This window comes from Pseudomonas sp. GM74, assembly GCF_000282455.1.
In the GTDB taxonomy this organism is placed as follows: Bacteria; Pseudomonadota; Gammaproteobacteria; order Pseudomonadales; family Pseudomonadaceae; genus Aquipseudomonas.
The window spans coordinates 105,884-132,651 of record NZ_AKJG01000054.1 but is presented as its reverse complement, the minus strand read 5'-3'; the positions used below and the strand labels follow the sequence as shown (position 1 = coordinate 132,651).

General features: G+C 60.9%; 21 protein-coding genes. 7 read left to right on the top strand and 14 right to left on the bottom strand.

Translation table 11 applies throughout. The features are described 5' to 3' along the window. Nucleotides 1-388: 388 nt before the first annotated feature. Genes PMI34_RS14890 through PMI34_RS14900 form a run of 3 tightly spaced genes read right to left on the bottom strand, consistent with a single transcriptional unit; the run spans nt 389 to nt 3,858 of the window. Nucleotides 389-1,297 carry a helix-turn-helix transcriptional regulator gene (locus tag PMI34_RS14890; RefSeq protein ID WP_008049805.1) on the bottom strand — a complete coding sequence of 303 codons (909 nt, stop codon included), beginning with the start codon at nt 1,295-1,297 and terminating at the stop codon, nt 389-391. Beyond that, nucleotides 1,294-2,712 (bottom strand): aminotransferase, encoded by a 1,419-nt coding sequence (locus PMI34_RS14895; RefSeq protein WP_008049804.1) that lies wholly within the window; start codon nt 2,710-2,712, stop codon nt 1,294-1,296. Before PMI34_RS14895 ends, PMI34_RS14890 begins: the two co-directional genes overlap by 4 nt. Before the next feature lie 39 nt (nt 2,713-2,751). Then, on the bottom strand, nt 2,752-3,858 hold the full coding sequence (locus PMI34_RS14900) for a polyamine ABC transporter substrate-binding protein (protein WP_008049803.1): 1,107 nt from the start codon (nt 3,856-3,858) through the stop codon (nt 2,752-2,754). 216 nt (nt 3,859-4,074) lie between these two features. Between PMI34_RS14900 and PMI34_RS14905 the strand changes: the two genes are divergently transcribed. The 4 genes from PMI34_RS14905 (at nt 4,075) to PMI34_RS14920 (ending at nt 9,053) form a co-directional block, all read left to right on the top strand. Continuing rightward, on the top strand, nt 4,075-4,857 hold the full coding sequence (locus PMI34_RS14905; RefSeq protein WP_008049802.1) for an enoyl-CoA hydratase-related protein: 783 nt from the start codon (nt 4,075-4,077) through the stop codon (nt 4,855-4,857). Then, nucleotides 4,854-6,035, top strand: a complete 1,182-nt coding sequence (locus PMI34_RS14910) for an acetyl-CoA C-acyltransferase family protein (RefSeq protein WP_008049801.1) — start codon at nt 4,854-4,856, stop codon at nt 6,033-6,035. Before PMI34_RS14905 ends, PMI34_RS14910 begins: the two co-directional genes overlap by 4 nt. A gap of 307 nt (nt 6,036-6,342) precedes the next feature. Continuing rightward, nucleotides 6,343-7,464 (top strand): HlyD family secretion protein, encoded by a 1,122-nt coding sequence (locus tag PMI34_RS14915; protein WP_008049800.1) that lies wholly within the window; start codon nt 6,343-6,345, stop codon nt 7,462-7,464. Next, on the top strand, nt 7,461-9,053 hold the full coding sequence (locus PMI34_RS14920; RefSeq protein WP_008049799.1) for a DHA2 family efflux MFS transporter permease subunit: 1,593 nt from the start codon (nt 7,461-7,463) through the stop codon (nt 9,051-9,053). The genes PMI34_RS14915 and PMI34_RS14920 overlap by 4 nt, the downstream gene beginning before the upstream one ends. A 22-nt stretch (nt 9,054-9,075) precedes the next feature. Here the strand turns inward: PMI34_RS14920 and PMI34_RS14925 are convergent, their stop codons facing one another. The 4 genes from PMI34_RS14925 to PMI34_RS14940 all read right to left on the bottom strand — a co-directional run bounded on the left by PMI34_RS14925 (nt 9,076) and on the right by PMI34_RS14940 (nt 13,182). Further along, entirely contained in the window at nt 9,076-9,516 is a 441-nt protein-coding gene (locus PMI34_RS14925) for a carboxymuconolactone decarboxylase family protein (protein WP_008049798.1), read from the bottom strand. Between the two features lie 231 nt (nt 9,517-9,747). Continuing rightward, entirely contained in the window at nt 9,748-11,190 is a 1,443-nt protein-coding gene (locus PMI34_RS14930) for a mechanosensitive ion channel domain-containing protein (RefSeq protein ID WP_008049796.1), read from the bottom strand. 348 nt (nt 11,191-11,538) lie between these two features. After that, nucleotides 11,539-12,222 carry an isochorismatase family protein gene (locus tag PMI34_RS14935; RefSeq protein WP_008049795.1) on the bottom strand — a complete coding sequence of 228 codons (684 nt, stop codon included), beginning with the start codon at nt 12,220-12,222 and terminating at the stop codon, nt 11,539-11,541. A 93-nt stretch (nt 12,223-12,315) separates the two neighbouring features. Continuing rightward, nucleotides 12,316-13,182: a pirin family protein gene (locus PMI34_RS14940; protein ID WP_008049794.1), complete on the bottom strand. Its 867-nt coding sequence runs from the start codon at nt 13,180-13,182 to the stop codon at nt 12,316-12,318. A gap of 104 nt (nt 13,183-13,286) precedes the next feature. On the opposite strand from PMI34_RS14940, the gene PMI34_RS14945 reads away from it, so the two are divergent. The 3 genes from PMI34_RS14945 (at nt 13,287) to dkgB (ending at nt 15,893) form a co-directional block, all read left to right on the top strand. Further along, on the top strand, nt 13,287-14,195 hold the full coding sequence (locus PMI34_RS14945; protein ID WP_008049793.1) for a LysR family transcriptional regulator: 909 nt from the start codon (nt 13,287-13,289) through the stop codon (nt 14,193-14,195). Nucleotides 14,196-14,316: 121 nt separating this feature from the next. Further along, nucleotides 14,317-14,856: a PaaI family thioesterase gene (locus PMI34_RS14950; protein ID WP_008049792.1), complete on the top strand. Its 540-nt coding sequence runs from the start codon at nt 14,317-14,319 to the stop codon at nt 14,854-14,856. A gap of 233 nt (nt 14,857-15,089) precedes the next feature. Then, nucleotides 15,090-15,893, top strand: a complete 804-nt coding sequence (gene dkgB, locus PMI34_RS14955) for a 2,5-didehydrogluconate reductase DkgB (protein ID WP_008049791.1) — start codon at nt 15,090-15,092, stop codon at nt 15,891-15,893. Between the two features lie 3 nt (nt 15,894-15,896). On the opposite strand, the gene PMI34_RS14960 is transcribed toward dkgB, so the two are convergent. The 7 genes from PMI34_RS14960 to PMI34_RS14990 form a co-directional block, all read right to left on the bottom strand. Then, entirely contained in the window at nt 15,897-19,124 is a 3,228-nt protein-coding gene (locus tag PMI34_RS14960; RefSeq protein WP_008049790.1) for a transporter substrate-binding domain-containing protein, read from the bottom strand. Further along, a complete protein-coding gene (locus PMI34_RS14965) occupies nt 19,125-19,751 on the bottom strand; it encodes a response regulator transcription factor (RefSeq protein WP_008049788.1) in 627 nt (208 codons plus the stop codon). It lies immediately after the preceding gene. Nucleotides 19,752-19,859: 108 nt separating this feature from the next. Next, nucleotides 19,860-20,261 (bottom strand): hypothetical protein, encoded by a 402-nt coding sequence (locus PMI34_RS14970; protein ID WP_008049786.1) that lies wholly within the window; start codon nt 20,259-20,261, stop codon nt 19,860-19,862. Between the two features lie 127 nt (nt 20,262-20,388). Next, nucleotides 20,389-21,105, bottom strand: coding sequence for an MgtC/SapB family protein (locus PMI34_RS14975; protein ID WP_008049785.1), 717 nt, complete (start codon nt 21,103-21,105; stop codon nt 20,389-20,391). 157 nt (nt 21,106-21,262) lie between these two features. After that, a complete protein-coding gene (mgtA, locus tag PMI34_RS14980; RefSeq protein WP_008049784.1) occupies nt 21,263-23,977 on the bottom strand; it encodes a magnesium-translocating P-type ATPase in 2,715 nt (904 codons plus the stop codon). A gap of 561 nt (nt 23,978-24,538) precedes the next feature. Then, a complete protein-coding gene (locus tag PMI34_RS14985; protein WP_008049782.1) occupies nt 24,539-25,876 on the bottom strand; it encodes a lysine N(6)-hydroxylase/L-ornithine N(5)-oxygenase family protein in 1,338 nt (445 codons plus the stop codon). A 133-nt stretch (nt 25,877-26,009) separates the two neighbouring features. Further along, complete coding sequence (locus tag PMI34_RS14990; RefSeq protein ID WP_008049780.1) at nt 26,010-26,492, bottom strand: sigma-70 family RNA polymerase sigma factor; 483 nt, start codon at nt 26,490-26,492, stop codon at nt 26,010-26,012. Nucleotides 26,493-26,768 lie beyond the last annotated feature (276 nt).

Here is a 26,768-nt window from a genome sequence, read left to right as displayed (position 1 = left end):
AAACAGTCCGGGGAGCCGAACGTTAATGACGGCAGGCAACGGTCACAAGTCGGCGCATTCCTGAAAAGGTGTAGGTCGAGTCCTGACATGGCGTAGTACCCGTCCGAGAGACTAAACCTCAACGAGGTTACGAACCCGCAAATACACCGACATTCGAAGCTGCTGGCGCGGATAGAGTTTCAGCGAGGCAGGATTCGCAATGAGCTGTTGAAACCGGGTCGATGAAACGCCAACCTTGAACCTCAGCACCCCGAAGTAAACGGTAAACACAATACCTGTGGGAGCGGGCTTGCTCGCGAAGGCGGTGGGTCAGTCGACATTAATATTGACTGACACTCAGCCTTCGCGAGCAAGCTCGCTCCCACAGGTTATTGGCAAACCTGAGAAGTCAGTGCTTGCGCAACCACTCGATAAACAACGCAAACAACTCCGACTGCGATCCCACCTCCAGCTTCAGGTACAGGTTCTTGCGGTGCATGCGTACGGTTTCTGGCGAGATGTTCATCTGGCTGGCCGTGGACTTCACCGAGTGCCCGCGCAATACCATGTGCGCCACTTCCCGCTCGCGCTCGGTGAGCAGTTCACAACCGAAGTTCTCGAACGCGGCCTGAACCCGATGCTTGAGATCGTCGCGCAGGCCTTGCTCGTCATCACGCTCGATCCCGGCACTGCGCAGCAGTCCACGCTGGCTGAACTCGCTGATAAATTCACGCACCAGCGGTTCGACGGCTCGCAGCAGGTTCAACTGTTCGTCGCTCAGGCATTCACCGCCGAAACCCTGATAGAGACTGACGGAAATCTTCGTGTCATTGCCGGTATCGACGATGTAGTAGCTGTCTTCCGAACAGCCCGCCTTCAGGTAATAGGATTTGTAGTAGTCACTGTCGAAGAAGTTGTCCGGGGCGATTTCCTCCAGGTGATAGAAGCCTTGCGCCAACCCCTGCTCCACCGCCAGGCAGAAGGGGTCAAGCAAATAGCCCCCGGAAAAATAGCGCTCAAGAATCGAGACCTGATACTCCTGGGCAATCCCGCGCTGATGCAGCAGCTGTGGTGCGCGGTCCTTGCGCTCCAGGCTGATCATCATCGACTCCACGGACACCAGCTGCGCCAACGCTGACGCCAGGTACTGCAGGGCGTCAGGCTCATCGACATGGGCGAATGCCTCGCGCATTCCCCCATGCCATTTGTGCAACGCCCCGAAGGGCATCGCAATCAGCGTATCGTCGTCTGGTTTGCTCATGCCCCGCAGTCTAGCGGGTGCGCAGGCCCTTGGTAATAGCCTGTTCAGCGAGTTCATTGGCCGAAGTACTGGCCGCTCTGCTCAAGCTCGGCCGCCACTTCGAGAATGCATGTGCGCAAGGTCTCGACGATTTCATCGACCTGGGCAAACGTCAGGATCAGCGGTGGCGACATCACGTTGAGGTGCATGATCGGTCGCACCAGCAAGCCCCGGGCCTGTGCCCGCACGTGGATCTTCTCGCCAATGTTGATCTCGTCGGGGAACAGCGCCTTGGTGCGTTTATCGGCGACGAACTCCACGCAGGCCATGAGTTTCTGGCAGCGCACATCCCCCACCAGCGGCAAGTCCCGCAGGGTTGCCAGACGCTCTTCCAGATAAGCCCCCACCGTGTCGACATGGGCCAGCAGGTTTTCCCGCTCGATGATTTCGATGTTCTTCAGCGCCGCCGTGCAGCACACCGGATGCCCGCTGTAGGTGAAGCCGTGGGTGAAGCAGCGGCCCTTGCCCGGCTCGGCGATGACTTTCCAGATACGGTCGGAAAAGATGCACGCGCCCAGCGGCAAGTAGGCCGAGGTCAGGCCCTTGGCAGTGGTGATGATGTCGGGCTGCACGTCGAACACATCATAGGAGGCAAAGAACTTGCCCAGGCGCCCGAACGAGGTCACCACCTCGTCGGCGACGAACAGGATGTCGTAGCGCTGGCAGACGTCCCACATGCGCTTGAGATAGCCCCGGGGCGGAATGATCACCCCGCCCGAGCCCATGATCGGCTCGGCGAAGAACCCGGCGACCTTGTCCGCGCCAATCGACAGGATCTTTTCTTCGAACTCCTTGACCAGGAACTCGAGGAACTGCGCCTCGTCCATGCCGTCCGGCGCGCGGTACGGGTTCGGGTTGGAGACGTGGTGGATCAGCGGGTTGGCGTAATCGAACTCCGGCACCCGGTCGGCGGCCTTGTTGCCGATCGACATGGTCAGGGTGGTGGAGCCGTGATAGGCGTTGAACCGCGCAATGACGTGCTTCTTCTCGGGTTTGCCACGGCAGTTCTGGTAGTACTGGATCAGCCGGTAGGCGGTGTCCACGGCGGTGGAGCCGCCCGTGGTCAGGAACACATGGTCGAGATCGCCGGGGGCCAGGCTGGCGAGTTTTTCGCACAGCTGAATCGCCACGTTGTTCGACATGTCGGAAAACGGATTGGAATAGGCCAGTTGCCGTACCTGATCGGCGATGGCCTCGGCCATTTCCTCACGGCCCAAACCGATGTTGGTGCACCACATGCCGCCCACCGCATCGAGAAAGCGGTTGCCCTGGGTGTCGTAGATGTAGGCGCCTACGCCTGCGACGATGTTCAACGAGCCCTGCTCGGCGTGTTCGTCGAACACGTGATAGCCGTGCATGTGATGGGCCTTGTCGGCCTTGACCAGTCGGGACTCGTCCGCCGGGGAAAAAATGCTGCGTGTTGGCGTCGCCATAAATAAACCTCTAACCGAATTGACTAACGATCGAACCCATCAGATGCCGCTTTTCACGGTACTCCAGACCCGGGTAATCGCCCGCATGTCCTTGGCGTCCTGGGTCTTCTGCGGAAACAGCCGCTCGCGGGTTTGCGCGTCGGGGTAAATCGCCGGGTTGTTGCGCACATCGGCGTTCAACAACGGCGTGGCGGCGGCGTTACTGTTGGCGTAGTTGATGAAGTCACTCACGTCCGCCATCACCTGCGGCTGCATCAGGTACTCAAGAAACTTGTGGGCATTGGCGACGTGGGGCGCGTCGGCCGGGATGTACATGTTGTCGAACCAGATCAGCGAGCCTTCCTTGGGGATGAAGTAGGCCAGGTCGATCTTCTTCTTGGCTTCTGCGGCGCGGGCCATGGCGGTGGCGTAGTCGCCGGACCAGGTCATGGCCATGCACACATCGCCGTTAGGCAGGCTGGTCAGGTAATTGACCGAGTCGAACTTGCGGATGTACGGCCGCACCGACAGCAGCAAGTCCTGGGCGGCTTTCAGATCTTCCGGTGCGGCGCTGCGTGGATCACGCCCCAGGTACTTCAGGGCCATGGGAATGACTTCGGTCGGGGCATCGAGCAGGGTCACGCCGCAATCGGCGAAGCGCGAGACGATCTTCGGATCGAAGATCATCGCCAGCGAGCCGATCGGCGCGTCCGGCATGCGTTCCTTGATCTTGTCGACGTTGTAGGTGACACCGTTGCTGCCCCAGGTATACGGCGCCGAGTACGTTGTGCCTGGATCATAGCCTTGCAGATCCTCCAGGACTTTCGGGTCCAGGTTGGCCCAGCCCGGCAGCTGTTTCTTGTCCAGCGGCTGGAACACCTTGGCCTTGATCAGCGGTGGCGCCAGGGACGCGTTCAACACAATCAGGTCATAGCCGGAGTGGCCGGTGAGCAATTTGGCCTGCACCGTTTCGTAGGCATCGAAGGTGTCGTAGATGACCTTGATGCCGGTGGCCTTTTCGAAGTCGGCCACGGTTTTTTCACCGATGTAATCCGCCCAGTTGTACAGCCGCAGCGTATTGCTGTCGTCCACTTGAGCGGCGTGGGCATGAAAGGTCAGCGGTACAACAAACAGACTGGAAATCACCTTAAGCAGCGTCTTGCCCATAGCAAATGCACCTTATAGCGAGTTCGGCTCTGGATGAGCGGATGCCCCCACTATTGGTCGATTCGCCGGGCGCGGCCATACCCCGAATGGGTGTGTGTCGCTTTTGGCACACCGACATGGCAAAAAGCGGCAGTGCAGTTGACCCGTTTTGCCATAGATCCGGAGTTTGTCCGGCGCTTAAAGTGGCAGCCCTGAACCGACCCTGCAGAGCCTGCGATGACCGACCTGATCAAACACGAGCGACACGACGGCGTGTTGACGCTGACCATCGAGCGTCCGGACAAGCTCAATGCGCTGAACAACGCCATGTACACGCAGCTGGCCGACCTGTTGCAGGCCGCCGACGAAGACGCGCAGACCGGTGTGATCATCATCACTGGCGGCCCGACCTGCTTTACCAGCGGCAATGACCTGGTGGATTTCCTGCAGAATCCGCCCACTCATCTGGACGCTCCGGCGTTCCACTTGATGAAGGTCGTCACGCGCCTGCAAAAACCGCTGATCGCGGCAGTCTGCGGGGCGGCCATCGGCATCGGTACCACCTTGCTGCTGCATTGCGATCAGGTACTGGTCACCCGCAACGCCAAGCTGCGCATGCCGTTCGTCAACATCGGCCTGTGCCCCGAATTCGGCGCCAGCCTGTTGCTGCCCCGCCGCCTCGGCCATGCCCGCGCCGCGAGCCTGCTCCTGTTGGGCAATGGCCTGGACGGCAACGAAGCGGTGGCCTGGGGCCTGGCCAACGAAGCTTTCGATGACGGCGAACAATGCCTGGCGGCGGCGACAAAAATCGCCCAGCGCTTCCTGGCCATGCCCCAGCAAGCCTTGCGCCAGTCCCGGCAGCTGATGAAACAGGCTTCCCTGGCCGAACTGGAAGCCACCCTGCGCGAAGAAAACACGCTGTTCATCCAGCGCCTGAATACCGACGAGGCGAAAACCGCCTTGAACGCCCTGCTCAATCGCAGTACAGATAAGAATCCACCGAAAGGAAACCAGCCATGAACACTCCAGAAATCTACGTCGTCAGCGCCGCCCGTACCGCCATCGGTACGTTCGGTGGTTCGCTCAAGGATGTGCCACTGGCCGACCTCGCGACCACGGCCGTGAAAGCCGCCCTGGAGCGAGCCGCCGTGGACCCGGCGCTCGTTGGCCATCTGGTGATGGGCAACGTGATCCCGACCGAAACCCGCGATGCCTACATCTCCCGCGTCGCGGCGATGAACGCCGGCATTCCGAAGGAAACCCCGGCCTACAACGTCAACCGCCTCTGCGGTTCGGGCCTGCAGGCGATCATCAACGCCGCCCAGACCCTGATGCTGGGCGATGCCGATATCGTCGTCGGCGCCGGTGCCGAATCCATGAGTCGTGGCCCGTACCTGATGCCGAGCGCCCGTTGGGGTTCGCGCATGGGCAACGCCCAGGTCATCGACTACATGCTCGGCATCCTGCATGACCCCTTCCATGGTATCCACATGGGCATCACCGCCGAGAACGTCGCTGCGCGCAACGGCATCACCCGTGAAATGCAGGACGCCCTGGCCCTGGAAGACCAGAAACGCGCGGCCCACGCGATTGCCAACGGCTACTTCAGCGAGCAGATCGCGACCGTGGAAATCCAGGATCGCAAAGGCGTCAAACTGTTCAGCGTCGACGAACACCCGCGCGCCACGTCCCTGGAACAGCTGGCAGCGATGAAGCCGGCGTTCAAGAAGGACGGCTCGGTCACCGCCGGCAACGCCTCGGGCCTCAACGACGGCGCCGCGGCACTGGTCATGGCCAGCGGCAACGCGGTCCAGGCCAACAACCTGAAGCCACTGGCCCGCCTGGTCAGCTACGCCCACGCCGGCGTCGAGCCGGAGTTCATGGGCCTGGGCCCGATCCCGGCCACGCGCCTGGCGCTCAAGCGCGCCGGCCTGACCGTCGCCGACCTGGACGTGATCGAAGCCAACATCGCCTTCGCCGCCCAGGCCTGTGCCGTCAGCCAGGAACTGGACCTCGACCCGGCCAAGGTAAACCCGAACGGTTCGGGCATCGCCCTGGGCCACCCGGTGGGCGCGACCGGCGCGATCATCGCCACCAAGGCCATCCACGAACTGCATCGCACCGGTGGCCGTTATGCACTGGTGACCATGTGCATCGGTGGCGGCCAGGGGATTGCGGCGATTTTCGAACGCGTCTAAGCAATAGCTGTAAAAAAGGCCGGTGATCGCACAGATCACCGGCCTTTTTCATTCCAGTAAACCAGTAGCGATTCCCTGTGGGAGCGAGCTTGCTCGCGATGGCGGCGTGTCAGGCACCATCATTGTTGACTGGACGGCCGCTATCGCGAGCAAGCCCGCTCCCACAGTGGTTCTCTAGCGCACGCAGAATCTCATTCTCTCGGAACAACCCACCTGACGACCGGCAGAAAAAACCACTTGCCACGAAATATTACATATATCATATTACGATCATCATAATTAAACGCCGCCCCGACAGGTACCCTCCATGACCAGCATGCCCACCGTTGAACCCGACCTGGCTGCCCCGGTGACTGCCGCCAAACCTCCCCTGCTCAAACGCCTGCTGTTGCCAACAGTGGGCATCGCAGCGTTGGTACTGGCCGGGGTGTATGGCACGCATTGGTGGACGGCCGGGCGTTTCATCGAGGAAACCGACGACGCCTACATCGGCGGTGATGTAACGGTAATCGGACCGAAAGTGGCGGGTTATATCGACGAAGTGCTGGTGGCCGACAACCAGAAGGTCAAGGCCGGCGACGTGCTGATCCGTCTCGATTCGCGCGACTACCGCGCCAACCTGGCCAAGGCCGAAGGCGCAGTGGCCGCCCAGGAGGCCTTGCTGGCCAACCTCGACGCCACCGAACAACTGCAACAGGCCGTCATCGGCCAGGCCCGCGCCGGCATCGACGCCGCCGGTGCCGAAACCGCCCGTTCGCGGGATGACGATGCCCGCTACAAAAAACTGGTGATCACCAACGCCGTCTCGGTGGAAAGCGCCCAGCGAGCCAACACCACGTTCAAGACGGCCCAGGCCCAAAGCAACCGCGCCCAGGCCGAACTGCTGGCCGCGCAACGTCAGTTGAACGTGATCGACACCCAGAAACAACAAGCCCGGGCCGCCTTGATCCAGGCCAGGGCCGAGCGCGACCTGGCGCAATTGAATGTCGGCTACACCGAACTGAAGGCGCCGGTCGATGGTGTGATCGGCAATCGCCGGGCCCGGGTCGGTGCCTATGCTCAGGCCGGCTCACAATTACTCTCGGTGGTGCCGACCAGCGGTCTGTGGGTTGATGCCAACTTCAAGGAAGACCAACTGGCACACATGGTGCCGGGGCAACGGGTGGTGATCCGTGCCGACGTGCTATCGGGCCAGGAATTCCACGGTCACCTGGACAGCCTCGCCCCCGCCAGCGGTTCGCAATTCAGTGTGTTGCCACCGGAAAACGCCACCGGCAACTTCACCAAGATCGTGCAGCGGGTGCCGGTGCGGATTCACCTCGACCCGGCCGACAGTGTGCTCGGCCACCTGCGTCCGGGGTTGTCGGTGACCGCTGAAGTGGACACGCGCAAGGAGCCTCAAGCGCCAGCCGTGGCCAGCGCGCCATGAGCCGCGCCCTCGCCGCCCCGGCGCAACCGTTCAATGCCGCGAACATGGCGACGGCGACCAAGGTCTTCGCCTTTGCCAGCATGTGCATCGGCATGTTCATTGCGCTCCTGGATATCCAGATCGTCTCGGCTTCGTTGCGTGACATCGGCGGCGGGCTTTCCGCCGGCACCGACGAAACCGCGTGGGTGCAAACCAGTTACCTGATCGCCGAAATCATCGTGATCCCGCTGTCAGGCTGGCTGTCGCGGGTATTTTCGACGCGCTGGCTGTTTTGTGCATCGGCGGTGGGTTTCACCCTGACCAGCCTGCTGTGCGGCGTGGCCTGGAACATCCAGAGCATGATCGCCTTCCGCGCCCTGCAAGGGTTTCTTGGCGGCTCGATGATCCCGCTGGTGTTCACCACTGCGTTCGTGTTCTTCACCGGCAAGCAACGGGTCATCGCTGCCGCCACCATCGGCGCGGTGGCGTCCCTGGCACCAACCCTGGGACCGGTGATCGGTGGCTGGATCACCGACATATCGTCCTGGCACTGGCTGTTCTACATCAACCTGGTGCCGGGGATTTTCGTCGCTGTCGCCGTGCCAATGCTGGTCAAGATCGACCAACCGGAACTGTCGCTGCTCAAAGGCGCGGATTACTTGAGCATGGTGTTTCTGGCGCTGTTTCTCGGCTGCCTGGAATACACCCTCGAAGAAGGTCCGCGCTGGAACTGGTTCAGCGACCACACGATCCTGACCACGGCGTGGATCAGCGGCCTGGCCGGCCTGGCGTTCATCGGCCGGACCCTGCACGTGGCCAACCCGATTGTCGATTTGCGCGCCTTGAAGGATCGCAATTTCGCCCTCGGCTGTTTCTTCTCGTTCGTCACCGGCATCGGCCTGTTCGCCACCATTTACCTGACACCGCTGTTCCTCGGTCGGGTGCGTGGCTACGGAGCGCTGGACATTGGTCTGGCGGTTTTCTCCACCGGAGTGTTCCAGATCATGGCGATTCCGCTGTACGCCTTTCTGGCCAACCGCGTCGACCTGCGCTGGATCATGATGACCGGCCTTGGGCTGTTCGCCTTGTCGATGTGGGATTTCAGCCCGATCACCCATGACTGGGGGGCCAGGGAATTGATGCTGCCGCAAGCTTTTCGCGGGATTGCCCAGCAACTGGCGGTGCCGCCCGCGGTGACGCTGACGCTCGGCGGCCTGGCGCCGGCACGACTCAAACATGCGTCAGGGTTGTTCAATCTGATGCGCAACCTGGGCGGGGCTATCGGTATCGCTGCGTGCGCGACCATCCTCAACGACCGCACCAACCTGCATTTCACCCGGTTGGCGGAGAACCTCAACAGCACCAACGAAGCGCTCAATCAATGGCTATCTCAAGTCGGCAACAACTTCGCCGCCCTCGGCCAGAGCGGTGACGCCGGGGTCACCGCCAGCCTGCATCAACTATGGTTGCTGACCTACCGCGAAGCACAGACACAAACCTATGGCGATGCATTTTTGATGATCATGGTCTGCTTCATCATCGCCACGGCAATGGTGCCCCTGATGCGCAAGGTGCAACCACCGGCCGCGCCGAGTGCCGATGCGCATTGATGCATCGGCGGATTGTTGAGAATCAGGCCTGAGGCATTTTACGGAAGCCGACCGCCAGGCGATTCCAGCTGTTGATGGTACTGATGGCGACGGTCAGGTCGACCATTTCCTTGGGCGTGAACTGCGCGCTGACCACTTCGTAGTCTTCGTCCGGGGCGTGGGTCAGGCTGAGCTGGGTCAGGGATTCAGTCCACAGCAGCGCAGCGCGTTCACGTTCGGTGAAGAACGGCGCCTCACGCCAGGCCGTCACGGCGAACAGACGACGCGGGGTTTCGCCACCCTTGATCGCATCGGCGGTGTGCATGTCGATGCAGAAGGCACAGCCGTTGATCTGCGAGGCACGCAGCTTGACCAGTTCAATCAGGTTTTTTTCCAGCGGCAGCTTCGACACTGCTGTTTCCAGGGCGATCATCGCCTTGAGGGCGTCAGGGCTGGCAGTGTAGAAATCGATACGGGGTTGCATGACGTGCTCCAGGGCAAGTGGGTGTGTCACTACGTTAGTCCCACGACCGGTCTGCACAAATAGCCAATCTTCCAGAAGTCGAGGAGGCCATTGGCGCGGGTGTGATGGGTTTCACTCTTCACTTTTGGTGAATTCACTGCCGTCATCGCGAGCAAGCTCGCACAGGGAAATGTGCTCAAATGTGGGAGCGAGCTTGCTCGCGATCCGCGCAGCGGCCATTCACCACCGAATTCAAACCCGATTGCGCAACCACTGCAAAAAGCCCTTTTTCGCCACCGTCACCGGCAAGTCCTGAGTCAGGGTTTTCGCTTTGTGCAGCCGGTAATCGAGCAAGGTTTTCATTGCATCGCTGATGTCGTGACGGGCATCCAGGCATGGCTTGAGGTAGGACTTTTCGATGCGGTACAGGCCACAGAAAGTCTTGGCGGTGAACTGCGCAGGCAGCGCGCTGTCGGTCAGAATACCTGCCTCGCCGATCACCTCCCCTGGCCCCATGCGGCCGGATTCGAATGGCGCTCCGTGGCGCATCAACGTCACCGAGACCACCCCGGACTCAATGATGTACAAGTGATCGCTGACCTCCCCCGCCTCCAGGATCGTTTCCCCGGTGCGGAACGATTGCAAGGTCATGTTCTGGCTGAAGGTGTCTTTCTCTTCCTGACGCAAGGTGGAGAAAATCGGCGAGCTGTCCAGTAACGCCCGCTGCCGTGTCAAGTTGACCGGCGGGTCGGGCTCCACGCTTGACAACAAATTGACCCCGGATGCCTGTAAGTGCCGGTAGGCCAGATCGTATAGTTGATTACGCACCTCGCGCTTCTCGCTCATCGATGCGACAAACCCGCTGATTTCGTATTCCACCCCGGCGCTGCTGGCGTTTTTCAGGGCGACGTGAGGCGCTGGTTTATCCAGCAGCAGGCGACAGCCCTGCATGGCACGTTCCAGGGCATCGATCACGGTGTTCGGCCGCGCATGCGGACTTAGTTCCACAGAAATGGATATGCCGAAAATATCGCTCGGCCGACTGAAGTTGATGATCTTGGCCTTGGCCGCCAGTGAATTGGGAATCACCGCCATGCTGCCTTGAGAGGTTTGCATGCGCGTGGCACGCCAGTCGATGTCGGTCACCTTGCCCTCCATGCCATCAATGGAGATGTAGTCATCCAGTTGATAAGGCTTGGTGGTGTTCAGGACGATCCCGGAGAATACGTCGCTGAGGGTACTTTGCAAGGCCAGGCCGACGATGATCGCCAATGCACCGGACGTCGCCAGCACGCCCTTGACCGGCAGATCGAGCACATAGGCCAGGGCGGCAATGATCGCGATCAGGAAAATCACCGCACCGAGCAGATCCTGAAGCAATCGCCCGGTATGCCCGACCCGTTGCATCATCACTGCGCCGATCAGCACGGTCAGGGTCCTCGCACCGAACAACCACCAGCCGATCTGCAAGCCGGTGGCCGCCAGATGCAAGGGTACGTTGTCGGCCCAGGGCGCTGGCTCCATCGGGTTCAGGCCTTCGTTGAACAACAGCAGGCTGAACAACGAAAAAATCACCACCCGCACCAGCAGCCGCCAGGCACTGCTAGCGGCGCTGAGCAAGTACCACAACCCGAGATCGATCAGGATCAGCACCATGGCGCAGATCAATGGGTGTTCGGTGAGCAATGACAGCATCAAGCAACTCCAGCCAGGGTCAATGACGCGAAGATCGCATGGATTGGCACTAGTGTAGGAGCAATTGATTTCACTGGATGAACACGTCTGGCAGAACACACTGAAGAACCTGTGGGAGCGGGCTTGCCCGCGAAGGCGGAGTGTCAGGCAACGTTTATGTTGTTTGACACACCGCTTTCGCGGGCAAGCCCGCTCCCACAGGGATCGTCGTAGCTGGACTATTTGCTGTAGCACGTCATCAGGTTGCGGTAGTCCGGAATATGGTTGGTGAACAGCGTGCCCAACCCTTCGATATCGTTGCGCCAGTCGCGGGGCAATAGTCCTCGCAGATCGGCATGGGGCAGCCAGTTAGCGCTGGGAATCCAGCGCCTCGTGTTCGTTCGCCACTTGCTGGGCCTTGAGGTAACTCTCGATCAGCAATTGATAATGCGGCATGGCCTGGGCGTAGACAGCGGCCCACTGCTCGGCATCCGGACGGTTCCACGAGCCTTGCAGCTCAGAGAGCGTCGCCATGATGTCGATCGGCACCACCCCGGCCTGGGCCAGGCGGGCAACGGTCAGATCAGTGGCCAGTTTCGAGTGGTTGCCGGAGGCGTCGACCACGGCAAACACCTTGTAGCCTTCATGCACGGCGGCGATGGACGGGAACGCCAGGCACACGCTGGTCAAGGTGCCGGCGATCACCAGGGTTTTCTTGCCGGTGGCTTTGACCGCCGCGTGAAACTCCGGGTTGTCCCAGGCGTTGATTTCACCTTTGCGCGCCACGTATTGCGCGTGGGGTGCAGCCTCGTGGATTTCCGGGATCAACGGCCCGTTCGGCCCCTGGGGAACGGAAGCGGTGGTGATCACCGGCATCTTCAGCAGGGTCGCGGCCTTGGCCAGGGCAATGGCGTTGGCGCGCAGTTGGGGCACGTCCATGTCCTTGACGATCTGGAACAGTCCGCTCTGGTGATCGATCAACAGCATCGCGCTGTCGTTGGGGTCGATGGTCGGTTTTTGGCCGTTGAAGTTGGCCGCGTAGACAGTGTTCATGTGCGTTTCCTCTTTCTTTTGGGCAACAGCCATCCCTGGCCTGAAAACCGGCCTACTCATCCTGTGTAGAGTCGGGTGTTGAAGCGCTGCGAATTAAGCGTGCATACGGCCGAAGCGGCCGGACTGGAAGTCGGCGAAGGCCTGGTGGATTTCTTGCTCGGTGTTCATCACGAACGGGCCGTGACCGACGATCGGCTCGTCGATCGGTTCGCCGCTGAGCAACAGCACCACCGCGTCTTCACTGGCTTCGAGGGTCAACTGATCGCCCTTGCGGTCGAACAAGGCCAGTTGCCCTTGGCGCACCGATTCCAGGCCGTTGACCTGAACCGTGCCGCGCAGCACCACCAGTGCGGTGTTGCGCCCTTCATGCAGGTCAAGGGTGAGCAACTTGCCGGCATTCAAACGAATGTCCCACACGTCGACCGGGGTGAAGGTGCGCGCCGCGCCCTTGTGGCCGTCGAACTCACCGGCGATCAGGCGCAGGCTGCCGGCGTTGTCCTTCAAGGCGATGGCCGGGATGTCACGGTCGAGAATCGTCTGGTAGCCGGGGTCGGCCATTTTGTCCCTGGCCGGCAGGTTGACCCACAATTGCACCATCTCCAGGGTGCCACCGCTTTTGGCGAAACCTTCGGAGTGAAACTCTTCATGCAGGATCCCCGAGGCAGCGGTCATCCATTGCACATCGCCGGGGCCGATCTTGCCGCCACTGCCGGTGGAGTCCCGATGCTCCAGTTCGCCCTTGTAAACGATAGTCACGGTTTCGAAGCCACGATGAGGATGCTGACCAACGCCACGTCGCTCGCTGGTCGGGGTGAATTCAGCGGGGCCGGCGTGATCCAGCAACAGGAACGGGCTGATGTGCTTGCCCAGGTTGTCGTAGGAAAACAGCGTGCGAACCGGAAAACCGTCGCCGACCCAATGGGTCCGTGGACTGGTGTAGATACCGATGATGTTTTTCATGGTGTCTCCTGATGAGGTGAGTGAAGCCATGGACAAAGCTTAAAACCGTGACCTTTGCTGCGCTAGACTGCAAAAATCGGCTTTAGCGTTCTATTTGGAGAACGATGGTGGAAGACCTCAACACCCTCTACTACTTCACCCAAGTGGTGGAGCATCACGGTTTCGCCGCAGCCGGCCGGGCACTGGACATGCCCAAGTCCAAGCTCAGCCGACGCATTGCCGAACTCGAAGAACGCCTTGGCGTGCGCCTGCTGCACCGCACCAGCCGGCATTGTTCATTGACGGAAATCGGCCAGGCCTATTACCAGCGCTGCCTGGCCATGCGAGTGGAGGCGGAAAGCGCCGCCGAACTGATCGAGCGCAACCGCTCCGAGCCCCAAGGCCTGGTGCGTGTCAGTTGCCCGACGGCGCTGCTCAATTCCTGGGTCGGGCCGATGCTGACCCGCTACATGCTCAAGTACCCCTTGGTGGAATTGTTCATCGAGAGTACCAATCGCCGGGTCGACCTGATTCACGAAGGCTTCGACATTGCCCTGCGGGTACGTTTTCCGCCGCTGGAGAACACCGACATGGTGATGAAGGTGCTGGGCAACAGCACCCAGAGCGTGGTCGGCAGCCCGGCCTTTTTATCGCGCCTGTCGACTCCAGCCTCCCCGGCCGACCTCAGCGGCTTGCCGAGCCTGCACTGGGGCGCGGCGCAGCGCGAATATCAGTGGGAACTGTTCGGGGCCGATGGCAACACTGCAATGATTCGTCACGCACCGCGGATGGTCACCGATGACCTGTTGGCCTTGCGCCATGCGGCGCTCGCCGGGATCGGCATCGTGCACCTGCCCAGTGTAGTGGTGCGCGATGAAATCGCCGCCGGGCAACTGGTGGAACTGGTGCCGGGCTGGGCACCGAAGAGCGGTGTGATCCATGCGATCTTCCCCTCGCGTCGAGGGTTGCTGCCGTCGGTGCGCACGCTGATCGATTTTCTCGGGGAGGAATTCAGCCGCAGTGATATTGCATAGGGGCAGCGGCAAGCTTTGAGCGGCAAGCGGTTAGCTGATTGAGGGGTAGCGGAGATTTTATTTCGGGCATAATATAAAATTTGATTACACCCATAATATTGACCCCACCGAGGACTCCGTCATGCAAAGCCCCAACCGCGACGCCACCCTCGCCCAATGGATCGCCCAGGAACAGGCCATGCGCGCCCGCCTCGCCGGGCCCGGCAGTCTGTCCATGGCCGAGGTCAGCGCGTTGTCCCCCGCCGAGTTTTTCGAAGGCATCGGCAACGGCGAATTGCCCTCCCCGCCGATTGGCACGCTGATGGATTTCATCCCCATCGAATGGTCGACCGGGCTGTTCATCTTCCAGGGCACGCCGGATGCCCGGCACTACAACCCGCTGGGCACGGTCCACGGAGGCTATGCCGCGACCCTGCTGGATTCATGCATGGGTTGCGCGGTCCATACGCAACTGAAAAAAGGCCAGGGTTACACCACGCTGGATCTGCGCATCAGCTACGTCCGCGCGTTGAACAACGCCAGCGGACCGGTGCGGGCCGAGGGCAAGATTGTGCACTTGGGGCGCTCGACGGCGCTGGCCGAGGGGCGGATTTATGATGTGGATGGACGGTTGTACGCGACGGGGACCACCACTTGCATGATTCTTGATCCCCGGGGGTAAGGCTTCAGACCGAGTCGCCGCCTTCGCGAGCAAGCCCGCTCCCACATTTGGAATGCATTCCCCTGTGGGAGCTGGCTTGCCAGCGAAGGCGCCGGATCAGACACCATCCCCCCACCAGACTGCCGATGATTCTTGATTTACGGTAAACATTGCTTTGCCAATCCAGCGGTTTTTCTCACGGATGCAGGCGCGGATACTGCCGCCCATTCCCACTGCAACCTCTGGAGTCTTCAATGTCCATTCCCGCCTTCGGCCTGGGTACTTTTCGCCTGCAGGGCCAGGTGGTCATCGATTCGGTGAGCACCGCCCTGGCGCTCGGCTACCGGGTGATCGATACCGCACAAATCTACGAGAACGAAGCCGACGTCGGCGAAGCCATCGCTGCCAGCGGTATCGCCCGTGACGAACTGTTCGTCACCAGCAAGATCTGGGTCGCCAACCTGGCCGGTGATCGTTTGATCGACAGCCTGAAAGAAAGCCTGCGCAAACTGCAGACCGACTACCTGGACCTGACCCTGATCCACTGGCCGTCGCCGGACGATCAAGTGCCGGTCGAAGAATTCATGGGCGCCCTGCTCGAAGCCAAACGCCTGGGCCTGACCCGGCAGATCGGTGTGTCCAACTTCACCATCGACCTGATGAAACAGGCAGTCGCGGCCATTGGTGCAGAGCACATCGCCACCCACCAGATCGAGCTGCACCCCTACCTGCAAAACCGCGAAGTCGTCGAGTTCGCACGCAGCCAGGGCATCGGCATCACCTCATACATGACCCTGGCTTACGGTGAAGTCCTGAAGGATCCGCTCATCCAGCAGATCGCCGAACGCCTGCACGCGACACCGGCGCAGATCACCTTGGCCTGGGCCATGCAATCGGGTTACGCGGTGATCCCGTCTTCCACTCGCCGGGCCAACCTTGAAAGCAACTTGAAGGCTCGCGAGCTGACCTTGAACGAGGCCGACATGGCCTTGATCGCAACGCTGGATCGCGGCCACCGCCTGACCAGCCCGAAAGGCATCGCACCGAACTGGGATTGAGCCTCAATCCTGCTCCAGACGCCGGTCCAGGCGGGCCATGGCTTGTTGCAACCGGTCGACGGCGTCGTTGATCTTTGCCGTGCGGCCGTCATTGCACGCCTGCTCCAGCTGTTCGCAACACTCGACCAGGGCGAGCGCTCGCACCATCAGCGCTCCACCCTTGATCCGGTGCGCGAGCTCCCGCAAGCCGGGGCGATTGGCGCCCGCGTGCAAGGCGAGCAAATGCACGCGATCCTCGCGGTTGCTCAGCGCCAGATCGTGCAACAGTTGATCGATCAGCTCACGGTCCGCATCCGCATAGCGTTCCAGCCCGCTCAAATCGAATTCGGCGACGCCTGGATCATCGATAGCCGTTGAGGGTGTGCTGGAAAACCGCTGGGCCAGCCACGCCTGCAAATCCACCAGGCGAATGGGCTTGAACAGGCAATCGTCCATGCCCGCCGCCTGACACCGGGCCTTCTCCTCGGCCTGCGCATTGGCGGTAAAGCCCAGAATCAGCGTCGGCGACAGCCCCTGCTCCCGCTCTTGCTCACGTATCGCGCCCGCCAGTTCGTACCCACTGAGCTGCGGCATGTTGCAATCAGTGATGACCAGATCGAACCCTTGCCCGCGCCACTGTTCAAGCCCCTGCGCCCCGTCTTCAGCCAGCGCCACGCGATGGCCCAGGTAGCCCAGCTGCCGCGAAAGCAACAGGCGGTTGGCCGGATAGTCGTCGACCACCAGAATCGACAACGCCCGGGTCGTGAGCTGCGCCGGATCCAGGGGCTTGCCCCCCACGGGTAACGCTTGCAGGGCGGGCAGCACCAGGCTGATGTCGACCCGCGTCCCGTGCCCAGGCTGGCTGTCGAGTTGCAACCGGCCGCCCATCATTTCGCACAGGGTACGACTGATCACCAGCCCCAGGCCGGAACCTTGCCGGGCGCTCTGTTGGTTGTTGCCCGCCTGCACGAACGGGTTGAACAGGCGTTGCTGGTCGAGCGCGCTGATACCGATGCCGCTGTCCTCTATCTGCACGCTGACCGCGAGGTGCGCCGGGGCTTGAGGTCGCACTCTCAGCATCAGGCGCACCTGGCCTTCCCGGGTGAACTTGATCGCATTGCTCAGCAGATTGGACAGCACTTGTTTGAAGCGCGTGGGATCGAGCATCACGTCACAGTCACTGTGTTCGTCGAGTTCGACCCGCCACTGCAGATTTTTCTGCAGCGCCAGCCCTTCGAAAACCCGGCAGACCGACGTCACCAGCGCCTGCAGATTGACCCGCTCCGGCGCCAGCGACAAATGCCCGGATTCGATCCGGGCGACGTCCAGAATGTCGCCGATCAAATCCAGCAATTGTTGCCCGGCGTTGGACGCCACCTCGATGGCGGCGCGGTCGGTCTCCCCTTCATCGGCCCGTTTCAGTGCCAGTTCGAGCATACCGATCAGCGCGTTCATCGGCGTGCGTATTTCATGGCTCATGGTGGCCAGGAACGTGGTCTTGGCCCGGTTGGCGTCGTCCGCCGCGTCCTTCGCTTCCTGCAATTGCCCAAGCAATTGCTGGCGCTGGCGAATCTGCCGCCGCTGCCAGACGATCCCGGCCAACGCGAGCAACAGCAAGACACCCGCCAGCGCAAACGCCTGCACGATCGCCTGCCGGTGTCGTAGCCAATAGCTCTGCTCGACCATGGCGTCATAGCGCCAGGGCTGGGTCAGCTCGTCAATTTCTTCGGGGGGGATGCTCAACAGCGCCTTGTCCAGGATCGAATGCAGTTCGGCGGCCTCGCGGCTGGTCGCCAGGGTGCTTCGTGCCGGGTCGGTGCCCACGGTGCTGGTCACTTGCAGGCGATCGCGATACTGCCGGGAAATCAGGTAACGGGCGCTGATCAGGGAGTTGATGCCCCCCAGGGTCTTGCCCTGGGCGACCATTTCCATGGCATCGGTCGACAGGGGCGCATCCACCAGCTGGATCTGCGGGTAACGCTGGCGAATGTATTCGCCGACAATGTTGCCCTGGGTCAGCGCCAACGTCCTTCCCGCCATGTCATCCAGCGTCCTGGGGCTGTCCGTATCCACGCGGGTCACCAGCACCGAAGGGCTACTCAGAAACGCGCGGGTGAACAGCAACTCATCTTCACGCTGGGAACTGAGGCCGATACCGGCCAGGACATCGATCTGCCCGCTCTTGATGCCGGTCATCATCTCGGCCACCGACTTCATGCCCCGGATGTCAAATTGCAAGCCGGTGCGCAAACTGATTTTCGTCAGCACATCGACGCCAATACCGCGGAACTTGCCTTCGCTGTCGACAAATGAAATCGGCGGGATATTTTCGTTGATCGCGACCTTCACCCGTGGATGACGTTCGAGCCAGCGCTGTTCGGCCACGCTCAATTGCAATGACTGGGTGCCGGGGATAGACACCCCGTTTGCCCCCCAGCGACGCAGGATATTCATTTGCTCATTGGTGGAGATGGCCGCCAGCGCCTTGTTGACGATGCGCAACAGCGAGTCATTGTCGCGGGCCATTGCAAAGGCAAAACGCCCGGACTCCATGGGCGAGAAGTCCGTCAGGTGCACGTTGTCCAGGTTATTCCTGCTGATCAGGTAATGGGCATTGATCGCATCCCCCAGGTAGACATCGGCCTGGCCGAACGCCACGGCGCCCATCGCCGCCAACGTCGAGGGAAACAACTGGACCTGCGCCCTGGAATAGAACTGCTGCACGCTGTATTCGGGCAGGTAGTGATACAGCATCACCAGCCGCTTGCCGGCCAGCGTCGGGTCGAGTACCGGAGGGAAATCGGTGCGGGTGACCAGCACCGGTTGATCGACCGCATAGGCGCTGGACATCTGTAGCTGTGGATCTTCGGCTTCAAACCGGTTGGCCGTTCCCAGCAGGTCTGCCTGCCCTTCCTTGATGGCCTGCACCGCGTCGGCCCGGGACGGATAGCGTCGGACATCGATGACGACGTTCAACAATTGTTCGAGCAACCCGGCGTAATCGGCGGTCACGCCTTCGAATACCTTGCCCGCCGTGTTGAACTCGAAGGGGGGATAGTCCGGCGCCGAGACAGCCAGCACCAATCGGCCCTTTTGCTGTAGCCAGCGCGACTCGGTTTCCGACAACCCGACACTCAGGCCTTCGACGCTCGAGCGCCCCAACAGGGTCAACGACTGTTGCGCACAGACCGTCGATGCCCAGAGAAGAAGGCCGATCAGCACCCCACCTGCCAGTCGTCGGAGTGTGTTCATTCAGATCAGATGATTGCGCAGGGCGAAATCCCTCAAATGCACCGACGAGCTCACGTTGAGCTTGAGGGTGAGTCGGGTTTTGTAGGTACTGACGGTCTTGTAGCTCAGGTGCATGATCTCGGCGATTTCCAGGTTTTTCGAACCCCGGGCCAGGTACTGCAAAACGGTCAACTCACGATTGGTGAGCCTGTCGATCAACTGCTTTTCGCTGCGTTGCAACTCCCCCATCGACACGGAGCTCGAGGGAATCTGGGCGAAATAGGTGTAGCCGGCCATCACGCAATTCACCGCCGCCCTCAAGTCATCCAGGTCCTTGCTCTTGGAAACATAGGCAAAAGCCCCGGCACGCATGCAGCGGTCCTGATAGAACTGGGCCTCCAGTGAAGTGAACACCACCACGCGGCATCGCGTCTGTTCGGCCTTGATACGGTCCATCACCTCAAGCCCCGCCACACCGGGAAGCCCCAGATCAAGCAGCACGACATCCGGTCGATGCTCCCGGAGCAACGCCAGGACCTCATCGCCACGGGAGGCTTCGTAAATACTCTTGAATCCTTCACCCTTGAGTACGAGTTTGATCATGGATCGAACCACCGGATGATCTTCCACAATCAGTGCAGACTTCATGACAACTCCCGTGCAAAACAACACGATCGGGCAAAAAATGCCCTCCAGGCACCGCAGCGGTTGGGCACAACGCTGCGCATAGACTTTTGCATGGAAGGCTGGAAAGAACTACCTGACAGAAATGACAGTTCCGACGAGCGGTAGGCGACGATCGACGGTGCTCATCAACTGCATAATGCACGCGAGGTCAGGCAGGGCGGCCTGGCTGACCTGGACCTTGCCCGCGACGGGCGGCAACGGCGCCTGCTGTTCATTGAAGATAAACCCGTGATGAACCTGCCGGTTGTCGGCCAGGAAACTGAACAGATCCAGCCCTTCGCTGGCCATCGCCCCATTGACGAGCACCAGGTCCAGAGGCTCGCCAGCGTACTCCACCAGTGGAAGGAGTTCGTCGAGGCTGTGCACCGGTGCCACCCGAAAGTAGCCGAGCTGGTTGAACAGCCGCTCGATCCGCAGGCGATTGAAGTGCTGCGCATCGGCGATCAGGATGCGCAAGGATTTATCCGGCAAGGTGACCTCCAAAAGGATGTCGGTTTCAAGAGGTCGCAAAGCCTACGGAAGACCTCCCTGGGTTTATGTAGGAATATTCCTAAATCAATGCCGGTTAGTCTGACGCTTGCTGGGGAAACCTTGGCCTTCACTCCGTAGTACTCGGACTCCAGAACGCCTGCACCACCAGGGCCGAGGTCGAAATCCGTGCCACCAGGGCATCCAGTTCATCACCATCGACCGAGGTGGTCGCCAGGGTGGCTTCGATTTCAATTTCATCCGTGCCGAAGGCATGCACATCGACATCGCTGGCCGGGTAGTTGCTGCGTTCCAGCTCGGCTTCGAGCAAGGCCAGCACGGTTTTCTGCTGCGTACGCCGGGCGATGACATAGACGATGTTGGTGACTTCCGCCGAAATCACATCCAGCGGCTGACGGTTGATGTTGTTGACGATCGGCCGCAGCAGGGTGTTTGCCGCCAGCACAAACAAGGTGCCAAGCAACGCCTCGGCCAGCAGATCGGCACCGGCGCAGGCACCGACCGCCGCCGAGGTCCAAAGTGTGGCGGCGGTATTGAGGCCGCGCACATTGCCCTCTTCGCGCATGATCACCCCTGCACCGAGAAAGCCGATACCGGAAACCACGTAGGCGACGACCCGCACAGCACCTTCGGCACCGGCAAGCCGGTTGGCCATGTCGACGAAAATCGCCGCGCCCACCGCCACCAGCACGTTGGTGCGCAGGCCCGCGGTGCGCTGCCGGTACTGACGCTCGAAACCGATCAGGCCACCGAGGATGAAGGCCGCGCTGAGGCTGACCAGGGTGTCGAGCAGGGAGTTCAGGTTGAGGTTGTTAAGTGCTTGCATGATGAATCCTTTGAAAAACACACGATCCCCTTGTGGGAGTGGGCTTGCTCCGGGCGGCGTTCCGACGAATGCGATGTATCAGTCACCATCATCATCGACTGAACCACCGCTTTCGCGAGCAAGCCCGCTCCCACAAGGACATTGCTGTACTGCGGTTCTATTGCCAGCCAAACCGCCGGATGTAGAAGCCCTTCACCGCCTGGGTCAGCGCCATGTACGCCAGCAGGATCACCGGCAGGAACACGAAGTACAGCGACGGCAGCGCCTGCAACTTGAAGTAATGGGCCAGCGGTCCCATCGGCAGGAAAATCCCCACGGCCATGATCAATCCGGTCATCACCAGCAACGGCATGGCCGCGCGGCTTTGCAGGAACGGGATCTTCGGGGTGCGGATCATGTGCACGATCAGGGTCTGGGTCAGCAGCCCGACCACGAACCAGCCGGACTGGAACAGGGTCTGGTGATCCGGGGTGTTGGCATCGAACACGTACCACATCAAGGCGAACGTGGTGATGTCGAAGATCGAGCTGATCGGCCCGAAAAACAGCATGAAGCGCCCGACATCCGCCGGTTGCCAGCGTTGCGGTTGCTTGAGCATTTCGTCATCGACGTTATCGAACGGGATGGCGATCTGCGAAATGTCATAGAGCAGGTTTTGCACCAACAGGTGCATCGGCAGCATCGGCAGAAACGGGATGAACGCACTGGCCACCAGCACCGAGAACACGTTGCCGAAGTTCGAACTGGCGGTCATCTTGATGTACTTGAGCATGTTGGCGAAGGTCCGGCGCCCTTCCAGCACGCCCTCCTCCAGCACCATCAGGCTCTTTTCCAGCAGGATGATGTCGGCCGCTTCCTTGGCGATGTCCACGGCGCTGTCCACGGAAATGCCGATGTCGGCGGTGCGCAGGGCCGGGGCGTCGTTGATGCCGTCGCCCATGAATCCGACCACATGGCCGTTGCCCTTGAGCATGCGGACGATGCGTTCCTTGTGGGACGGCGTCAGCCTGGCGAAGACGTTGGTGGTCTCCACGGCGTTCGCCAGTTCGGCGTCGCTCATGCGTTCGATGTCATTACCCATCAGCAGGCCTTGCTGTTCCAGGCCGACTTCGCGGCAGATCTTCGCCGTCACCAGTTCGTTGTCGCCGGTCAGCACTTTCACCGCCACGCCATGGGCCGCCAGCGCCTTGAGGGCCGGCGCGGTGCTCTCTTTCGGCGGATCGAGAAAGGCTACGTAACCGATCAGTGTCAGTGCCTGTTCATCGGCCAGGCTGTAGGTGTCGCGCCCTTCGATCATCGGCCGTGCAGCAACCGCAACCACCCGCAAGCCTTCGGCGTTGAACGTGGCCGTGACCTGACGGATGCGCGCCAGCAGTTCTTCGGTCAACACTTCATCGACTTCGCCGTGGCGAACCCGCGAGCAGACCGCCAGTACCTCTTCCACTGCGCCCTTGCAGATCAGCAGGTGCGGTTGCCCATGCTCGGCGACCACCACCGACATGCGCCGGCGAGTGAAGTCGAACGGAATCTCGTCGACCTTGCGAAACGCCGTGCCGACTTTCAGCTCACGATGGATTTCGACGTGTTCGAGTACCGCCACATCCAGCAGGTTTTTCAGGCCTGTCTGGTAGTAGCTGTTGAGGTAGGCCATTTCCAGCACGTCATCGGAATCGCGACCCCAGACATCGACGTTGCGCGCCAGGAAGATCTTGTCCTGGGTCAGGGTGCCGGTCTTGTCGGTGCACAACACGTCCATCGCGCCGAAGTTCTGGATCGCGTCGAGGCGTTTGACGATGACTTTCTTGCGCGACAGGAACACCGCGCCCTTGGCCAGGGTCGAGGTGACGATCATCGGCAGCATTTCCGGGGTCAGGCCCACGGCAATCGACAGCGCGAACAGCAGCGCTTCGGTCCAGTCGCCCTTGGTAAAACCGTTGATGAACAACACCAGCGGCGCCATCACGAACATGAAGCGGATCAGCAGCCAACTGACTTTGTTGACCCCGGTCTGGAACGAAGTCGGCGCCCGGTCGGTGGCGCCGACGCGCTGGGCCAGGGCACCGAAATAGGTGCTGTTGCCGGTGGTGAGAATCACCGCCATGGCCGTGCCGGATACCACGTTGGTGCCCATGAACAGGATGTTGTCCAGATCCAGCGGATTGAGCGTTTCACGGTCCTGCTGACGGGGAAACTTTTCCACCGGCATCGATTCACCGGTCATCGCCGCCTGGCTGACGAACAGGTCCTTGGCGCTGAGCACCCGGCAATCGGCGGGAATCATGTCACCGGCAGACAGCACGATCAGATCGCCCGGCACCAGTTGCCTGATCGGTAATTCGATGCGCTGCGCGCCACGGTCCTCAAGGTCACGGCGCATCACCGTGGCGGTGTTGCTGACCATGGCCTTGAGAGCATCGGCGGCCTGATTGGATTTGGTTTCCTGCCAGAAACGCAGCAAGGTCGAGAGCACCACCATGGAGAAAATCACGATGGCGGCTTTCATGTCTTCGGTCAGCCAGGAGATGACCGCCAGCAACGTCAGCAGCAGGTTGAACGGGTTCTTGTAGCAGTGCCACAGGTGCGTCCACCACGGCAGCGGCTGTTCGTGCTCGACTTCATTGAGGCCGAACTGCTCGCGCAGGGCATCGGCTTCGAGCTCGCTCAAGCCGTCGGTGTGACTGCCCAGGGTGTTGAGCAATTGACCGGTGTCGCTGCCGGCAGCGGCCACCAGGGTTTGCGCCAGGCTGGGCGGGACTTCACGGCTGACCGTGGTGTCGGTGAAGGTTTCCAGCAACGCCAGGCGACGGAAGTGCCGGACGATGTGGCGGTTACGCAGGAAGCCTGCGAAGAATTCCTTGAGGGTAAGTTTCATGGCTGGTGCCCCTTTGGTCAGCCGGGAAACCGTCGAGCAGGCAGGTCCATGCCACTGCCGCCGGAACAACCGGCAAAGCAAGGCCTGGCACGCCGGTCACGAAGGACAGGCGTGTCGATAGAGCGGCGGCCACGACAAAAAGTCGAAACCACGCACTGTTCAGCGTCGATGAGAGGGACGTCGGGACACGGCCGGGACTGGCCATGATCAGGATGCCGCTGCTCGCTTGTCGGCGAGACAACGGCACAGGAGACTGCGCGTTATCTTGCCGAGAAAATGCCGGTTACCGAGACCGGCCGACAACTGTCACTCGAACAAGTACCCACTGTGGGTCTCCGTAATGGATGAAAACGCGCGAAGCTTACGCCCCGATGTCTGGAGAGTAAACCCGTTACAAAAGCTTGCCGGGGGAATCGCGGGGTTCTTCAGGAAGGGTTCAGGATCCAAGGTATGTGGTGCTTTTCAGGCCGCCATCGCGGGCAAGCCCGCTCCCACAAGGATCACTCCATACCTGTGGGAGCGGGCTTGCCCGCGATGGCGATTTTTTAGGCGCCGCAGGACTCAGCTGGCAGTCGCCAACAACAGATCCACCACCGACCGCCCCTGCCCGCGATGCTTGCCGTGCTCATACAACGACCCGGCAATTTCATCGGCACGAATCGGCAGGATCGACAGCAAGGTGTCGCTCAACCCATGGCTGGCCTGGCAAAAGCCCTGCATGTAGAGGCCGGCCTTGCAGCGCTCGTCGGTGATCAGCTTGTAGTGGCGATCGACCTCGAAATCCCCCAGGTACTCTTCCAGTGGCGCCAGCAGCTTGCGGTGCATCTGCCGCTCGTAGCCGGTGGCCAGCACCACGGCATCGTAGTGACGCACCGAGACTTCGCCGGTGGCGTTGTTGCGCAACACCAGTTCGATGCCCCGTTCGTTGGCGGTGGCCTTTTCGATCGTGGTCAGGGTGTGGAACGCATGACGGGCGATGCCCGAAACTTTCTGCCGATAGAAGATGCCGTAGATGCGCTCGATCAGATCGATGTCCACCACCGAATAGTTGGTGTTGTGGTACTCGTTGACCAGTCGCTCGCGCTCGCTGTCGGGCTGTTGGAACACCAGGTCGGTGAACTCCGGCGAGAACACTTCGTTGACGAAGGGGCTGTCGTCGGCCGGCTTGAGTGCCGAGCCGCGCAGGATCATGTCCACCTGCACCGACGGGAAGCTGTCGTTCAAATCGATGAAGGCTTCGGCCGCGCTCTGCCCGCCCCCAATGATCGCAATGCTCATCGGACGGTTGTCCACGCACGGCTGCCTGGCCATCTGCGCCAGGTACTGGGAGTGGTGGAACACCCGCCCGTCATCCTTGAGCGCCTTGAACACCTCGGGAATACGTGGCGTGCCACCGGCACTGACCACCACCGAACGGGTGGTGCGCACCTGTTGATGCCCTGTCGCATCGCGGGAAATCACCCGCAGCGCCTCGACCTGCTGGTTGTGCAGCACCGGCTCGATGGTCAGCACTTCTTCGCCGTAACGGCTTTGCGCGGTGAACTGCCCGGCGACCCAGCGCAGGTAGTCGTTGTACTCCATGCGGCACGGATAGAAGGTGCCCAGATTGATGAAGTCCACAAGGCGCCCGTGGGCCTTGAGGTAATTGACGAACGAATAAGGGCTGGTGGGATTGCGCAGGGTCACCAGGTCCTTGAGGAAGGAAATCTGCAACTCGCTCTGGGTCACCAGGGTGTTGCCGTGCCAGCGGTAGTCGGCCTGCTTGTCGAGGAACAGCACATCCAGGTTGCCCTGGCTCGCCCCGCGCTCTTGCAGCGCGATGGCCAGTGCCAGGTTCGACGGGCCGAAACCGACGCCGATCAGGTCGTGAACGAGGGGTGAAGCAATTGCCTGTGTCATTTCCAGTGTCCTCTGGATGTTCCCCTCAAAGACGGGGCATTGAACCTAAGTGACCTGACCCACCAAGGGCCGCACAACAGGTCGTCTGTTGAGTAGGAACGAGGACCGTGAAAAAAAATTTAACCGCGCGGGATCACTGGGCGTCCCCCTGTCGCATCCGTATACGGCAATGCTTCATGGCGTTGACAATGTGCTTCTCGACCATTGCCCGGGAAATGCCCAGTTGCTCGGCAATCTGCGGATGGGACAGGCCTTCGATCTTGCGCAACAGGAAACTCTCGCGGCACAGCCCAGGCAACTCCGCCAGGGCACTCTGGAGCATTTCCAGACGCTGGCCATGATCGAGCACGTTTTGCGGCGAAGGGGTGAAATAGCGCTCCTCATTGTCGAGCACGTCCAGGGGTTCGGCCTGACGCAGGGTGTTGCGTCGATGGTTGTCGATAACCAGATTGAGGGCGGTGCGATACAGGAATGCCCGGGGCTGCTCGATCGGCGTCTCACTGGAACGCTCCAGGACCCGCAGATAAGCGTCATGCACCACATCTTCGGCCACCTGACGGTTGCCCAGCCTGGCGTTGAGGAAACACACCAGTTCGCGATAGTAGTTTTCCAACATGACTCCCGTCCGCACGGGAGTGCGGTTTCTGTCCTTGAGCCGTTTCGGCGACCGCTGAATCACACAGTGGCACGATAGTGGCAGTTCGAGTCGCGTAATTTATAGTAATTCTCATATAGATTTAAAGTACTGCTTCAACTTGCCCGATAAATAGCTCTGATCCATGTGGGAGCGGGCTTGCTCCGGGCGGCGTTCCGACGAAGGCGGCGCATCAGGCAACATAAATGGTGAATGTGCCGGCCTCTTCGCGAGCAAGCCCGCTCCCACATTAGTTTG

Bases quoted from the DNA above. Each gene is read 5' to 3' on its own strand.
- PMI34_RS14945 (WP_008049793.1), top strand. From the start codon at position 13,287: ATGGTGGAAGACCTCAACACCCTCTACTACTTCACCCAAGTGGTGGAG.
- PMI34_RS14960 (WP_008049790.1), bottom strand. From the start codon at position 19,124: ATGAACACACTCCGACGACTGGCAGGTGGGGTGCTGATCGGCCTTCTT.
- PMI34_RS14990 (WP_008049780.1), bottom strand. From the start codon at position 26,492: ATGTTGGAAAACTACTATCGCGAACTGGTGTGTTTCCTCAACGCCAGG.
- PMI34_RS14935 (WP_008049795.1), bottom strand. From the start codon at position 12,222: ATGAACACTGTCTACGCGGCCAACTTCAACGGCCAAAAACCGACCATC.
- mgtA (WP_008049784.1), bottom strand. From the start codon at position 23,977: ATGAAACTTACCCTCAAGGAATTCTTCGCAGGCTTCCTGCGTAACCGC.
- PMI34_RS14895 (WP_008049804.1), bottom strand. From the start codon at position 2,712: ATGGCGACGCCAACACGCAGCATTTTTTCCCCGGCGGACGAGTCCCGA.
- PMI34_RS14905 (WP_008049802.1), top strand. From the start codon at position 4,075: ATGACCGACCTGATCAAACACGAGCGACACGACGGCGTGTTGACGCTG.
- PMI34_RS14930 (WP_008049796.1), bottom strand. From the start codon at position 11,190: ATGCTGTCATTGCTCACCGAACACCCATTGATCTGCGCCATGGTGCTG.
- PMI34_RS14975 (WP_008049785.1), bottom strand. From the start codon at position 21,105: ATGCAAGCACTTAACAACCTCAACCTGAACTCCCTGCTCGACACCCTG.
- PMI34_RS14965 (WP_008049788.1), bottom strand. From the start codon at position 19,751: ATGAAGTCTGCACTGATTGTGGAAGATCATCCGGTGGTTCGATCCATG.
- PMI34_RS14900 (WP_008049803.1), bottom strand. From the start codon at position 3,858: ATGGGCAAGACGCTGCTTAAGGTGATTTCCAGTCTGTTTGTTGTACCG.
- PMI34_RS14890 (WP_008049805.1), bottom strand. From the start codon at position 1,297: ATGAACTCGCTGAACAGGCTATTACCAAGGGCCTGCGCACCCGCTAGA.
- PMI34_RS14940 (WP_008049794.1), bottom strand. From the start codon at position 13,182: ATGAAAAACATCATCGGTATCTACACCAGTCCACGGACCCATTGGGTC.
- PMI34_RS14925 (WP_008049798.1), bottom strand. From the start codon at position 9,516: ATGCAACCCCGTATCGATTTCTACACTGCCAGCCCTGACGCCCTCAAG.
- dkgB (WP_008049791.1), top strand. From the start codon at position 15,090: ATGTCCATTCCCGCCTTCGGCCTGGGTACTTTTCGCCTGCAGGGCCAG.
- PMI34_RS14950 (WP_008049792.1), top strand. From the start codon at position 14,317: ATGCAAAGCCCCAACCGCGACGCCACCCTCGCCCAATGGATCGCCCAG.
- PMI34_RS14915 (WP_008049800.1), top strand. From the start codon at position 6,343: ATGACCAGCATGCCCACCGTTGAACCCGACCTGGCTGCCCCGGTGACT.
- PMI34_RS14920 (WP_008049799.1), top strand. From the start codon at position 7,461: ATGAGCCGCGCCCTCGCCGCCCCGGCGCAACCGTTCAATGCCGCGAAC.
- PMI34_RS14910 (WP_008049801.1), top strand. From the start codon at position 4,854: ATGAACACTCCAGAAATCTACGTCGTCAGCGCCGCCCGTACCGCCATC.
- PMI34_RS14985 (WP_008049782.1), bottom strand. From the start codon at position 25,876: ATGACACAGGCAATTGCTTCACCCCTCGTTCACGACCTGATCGGCGTC.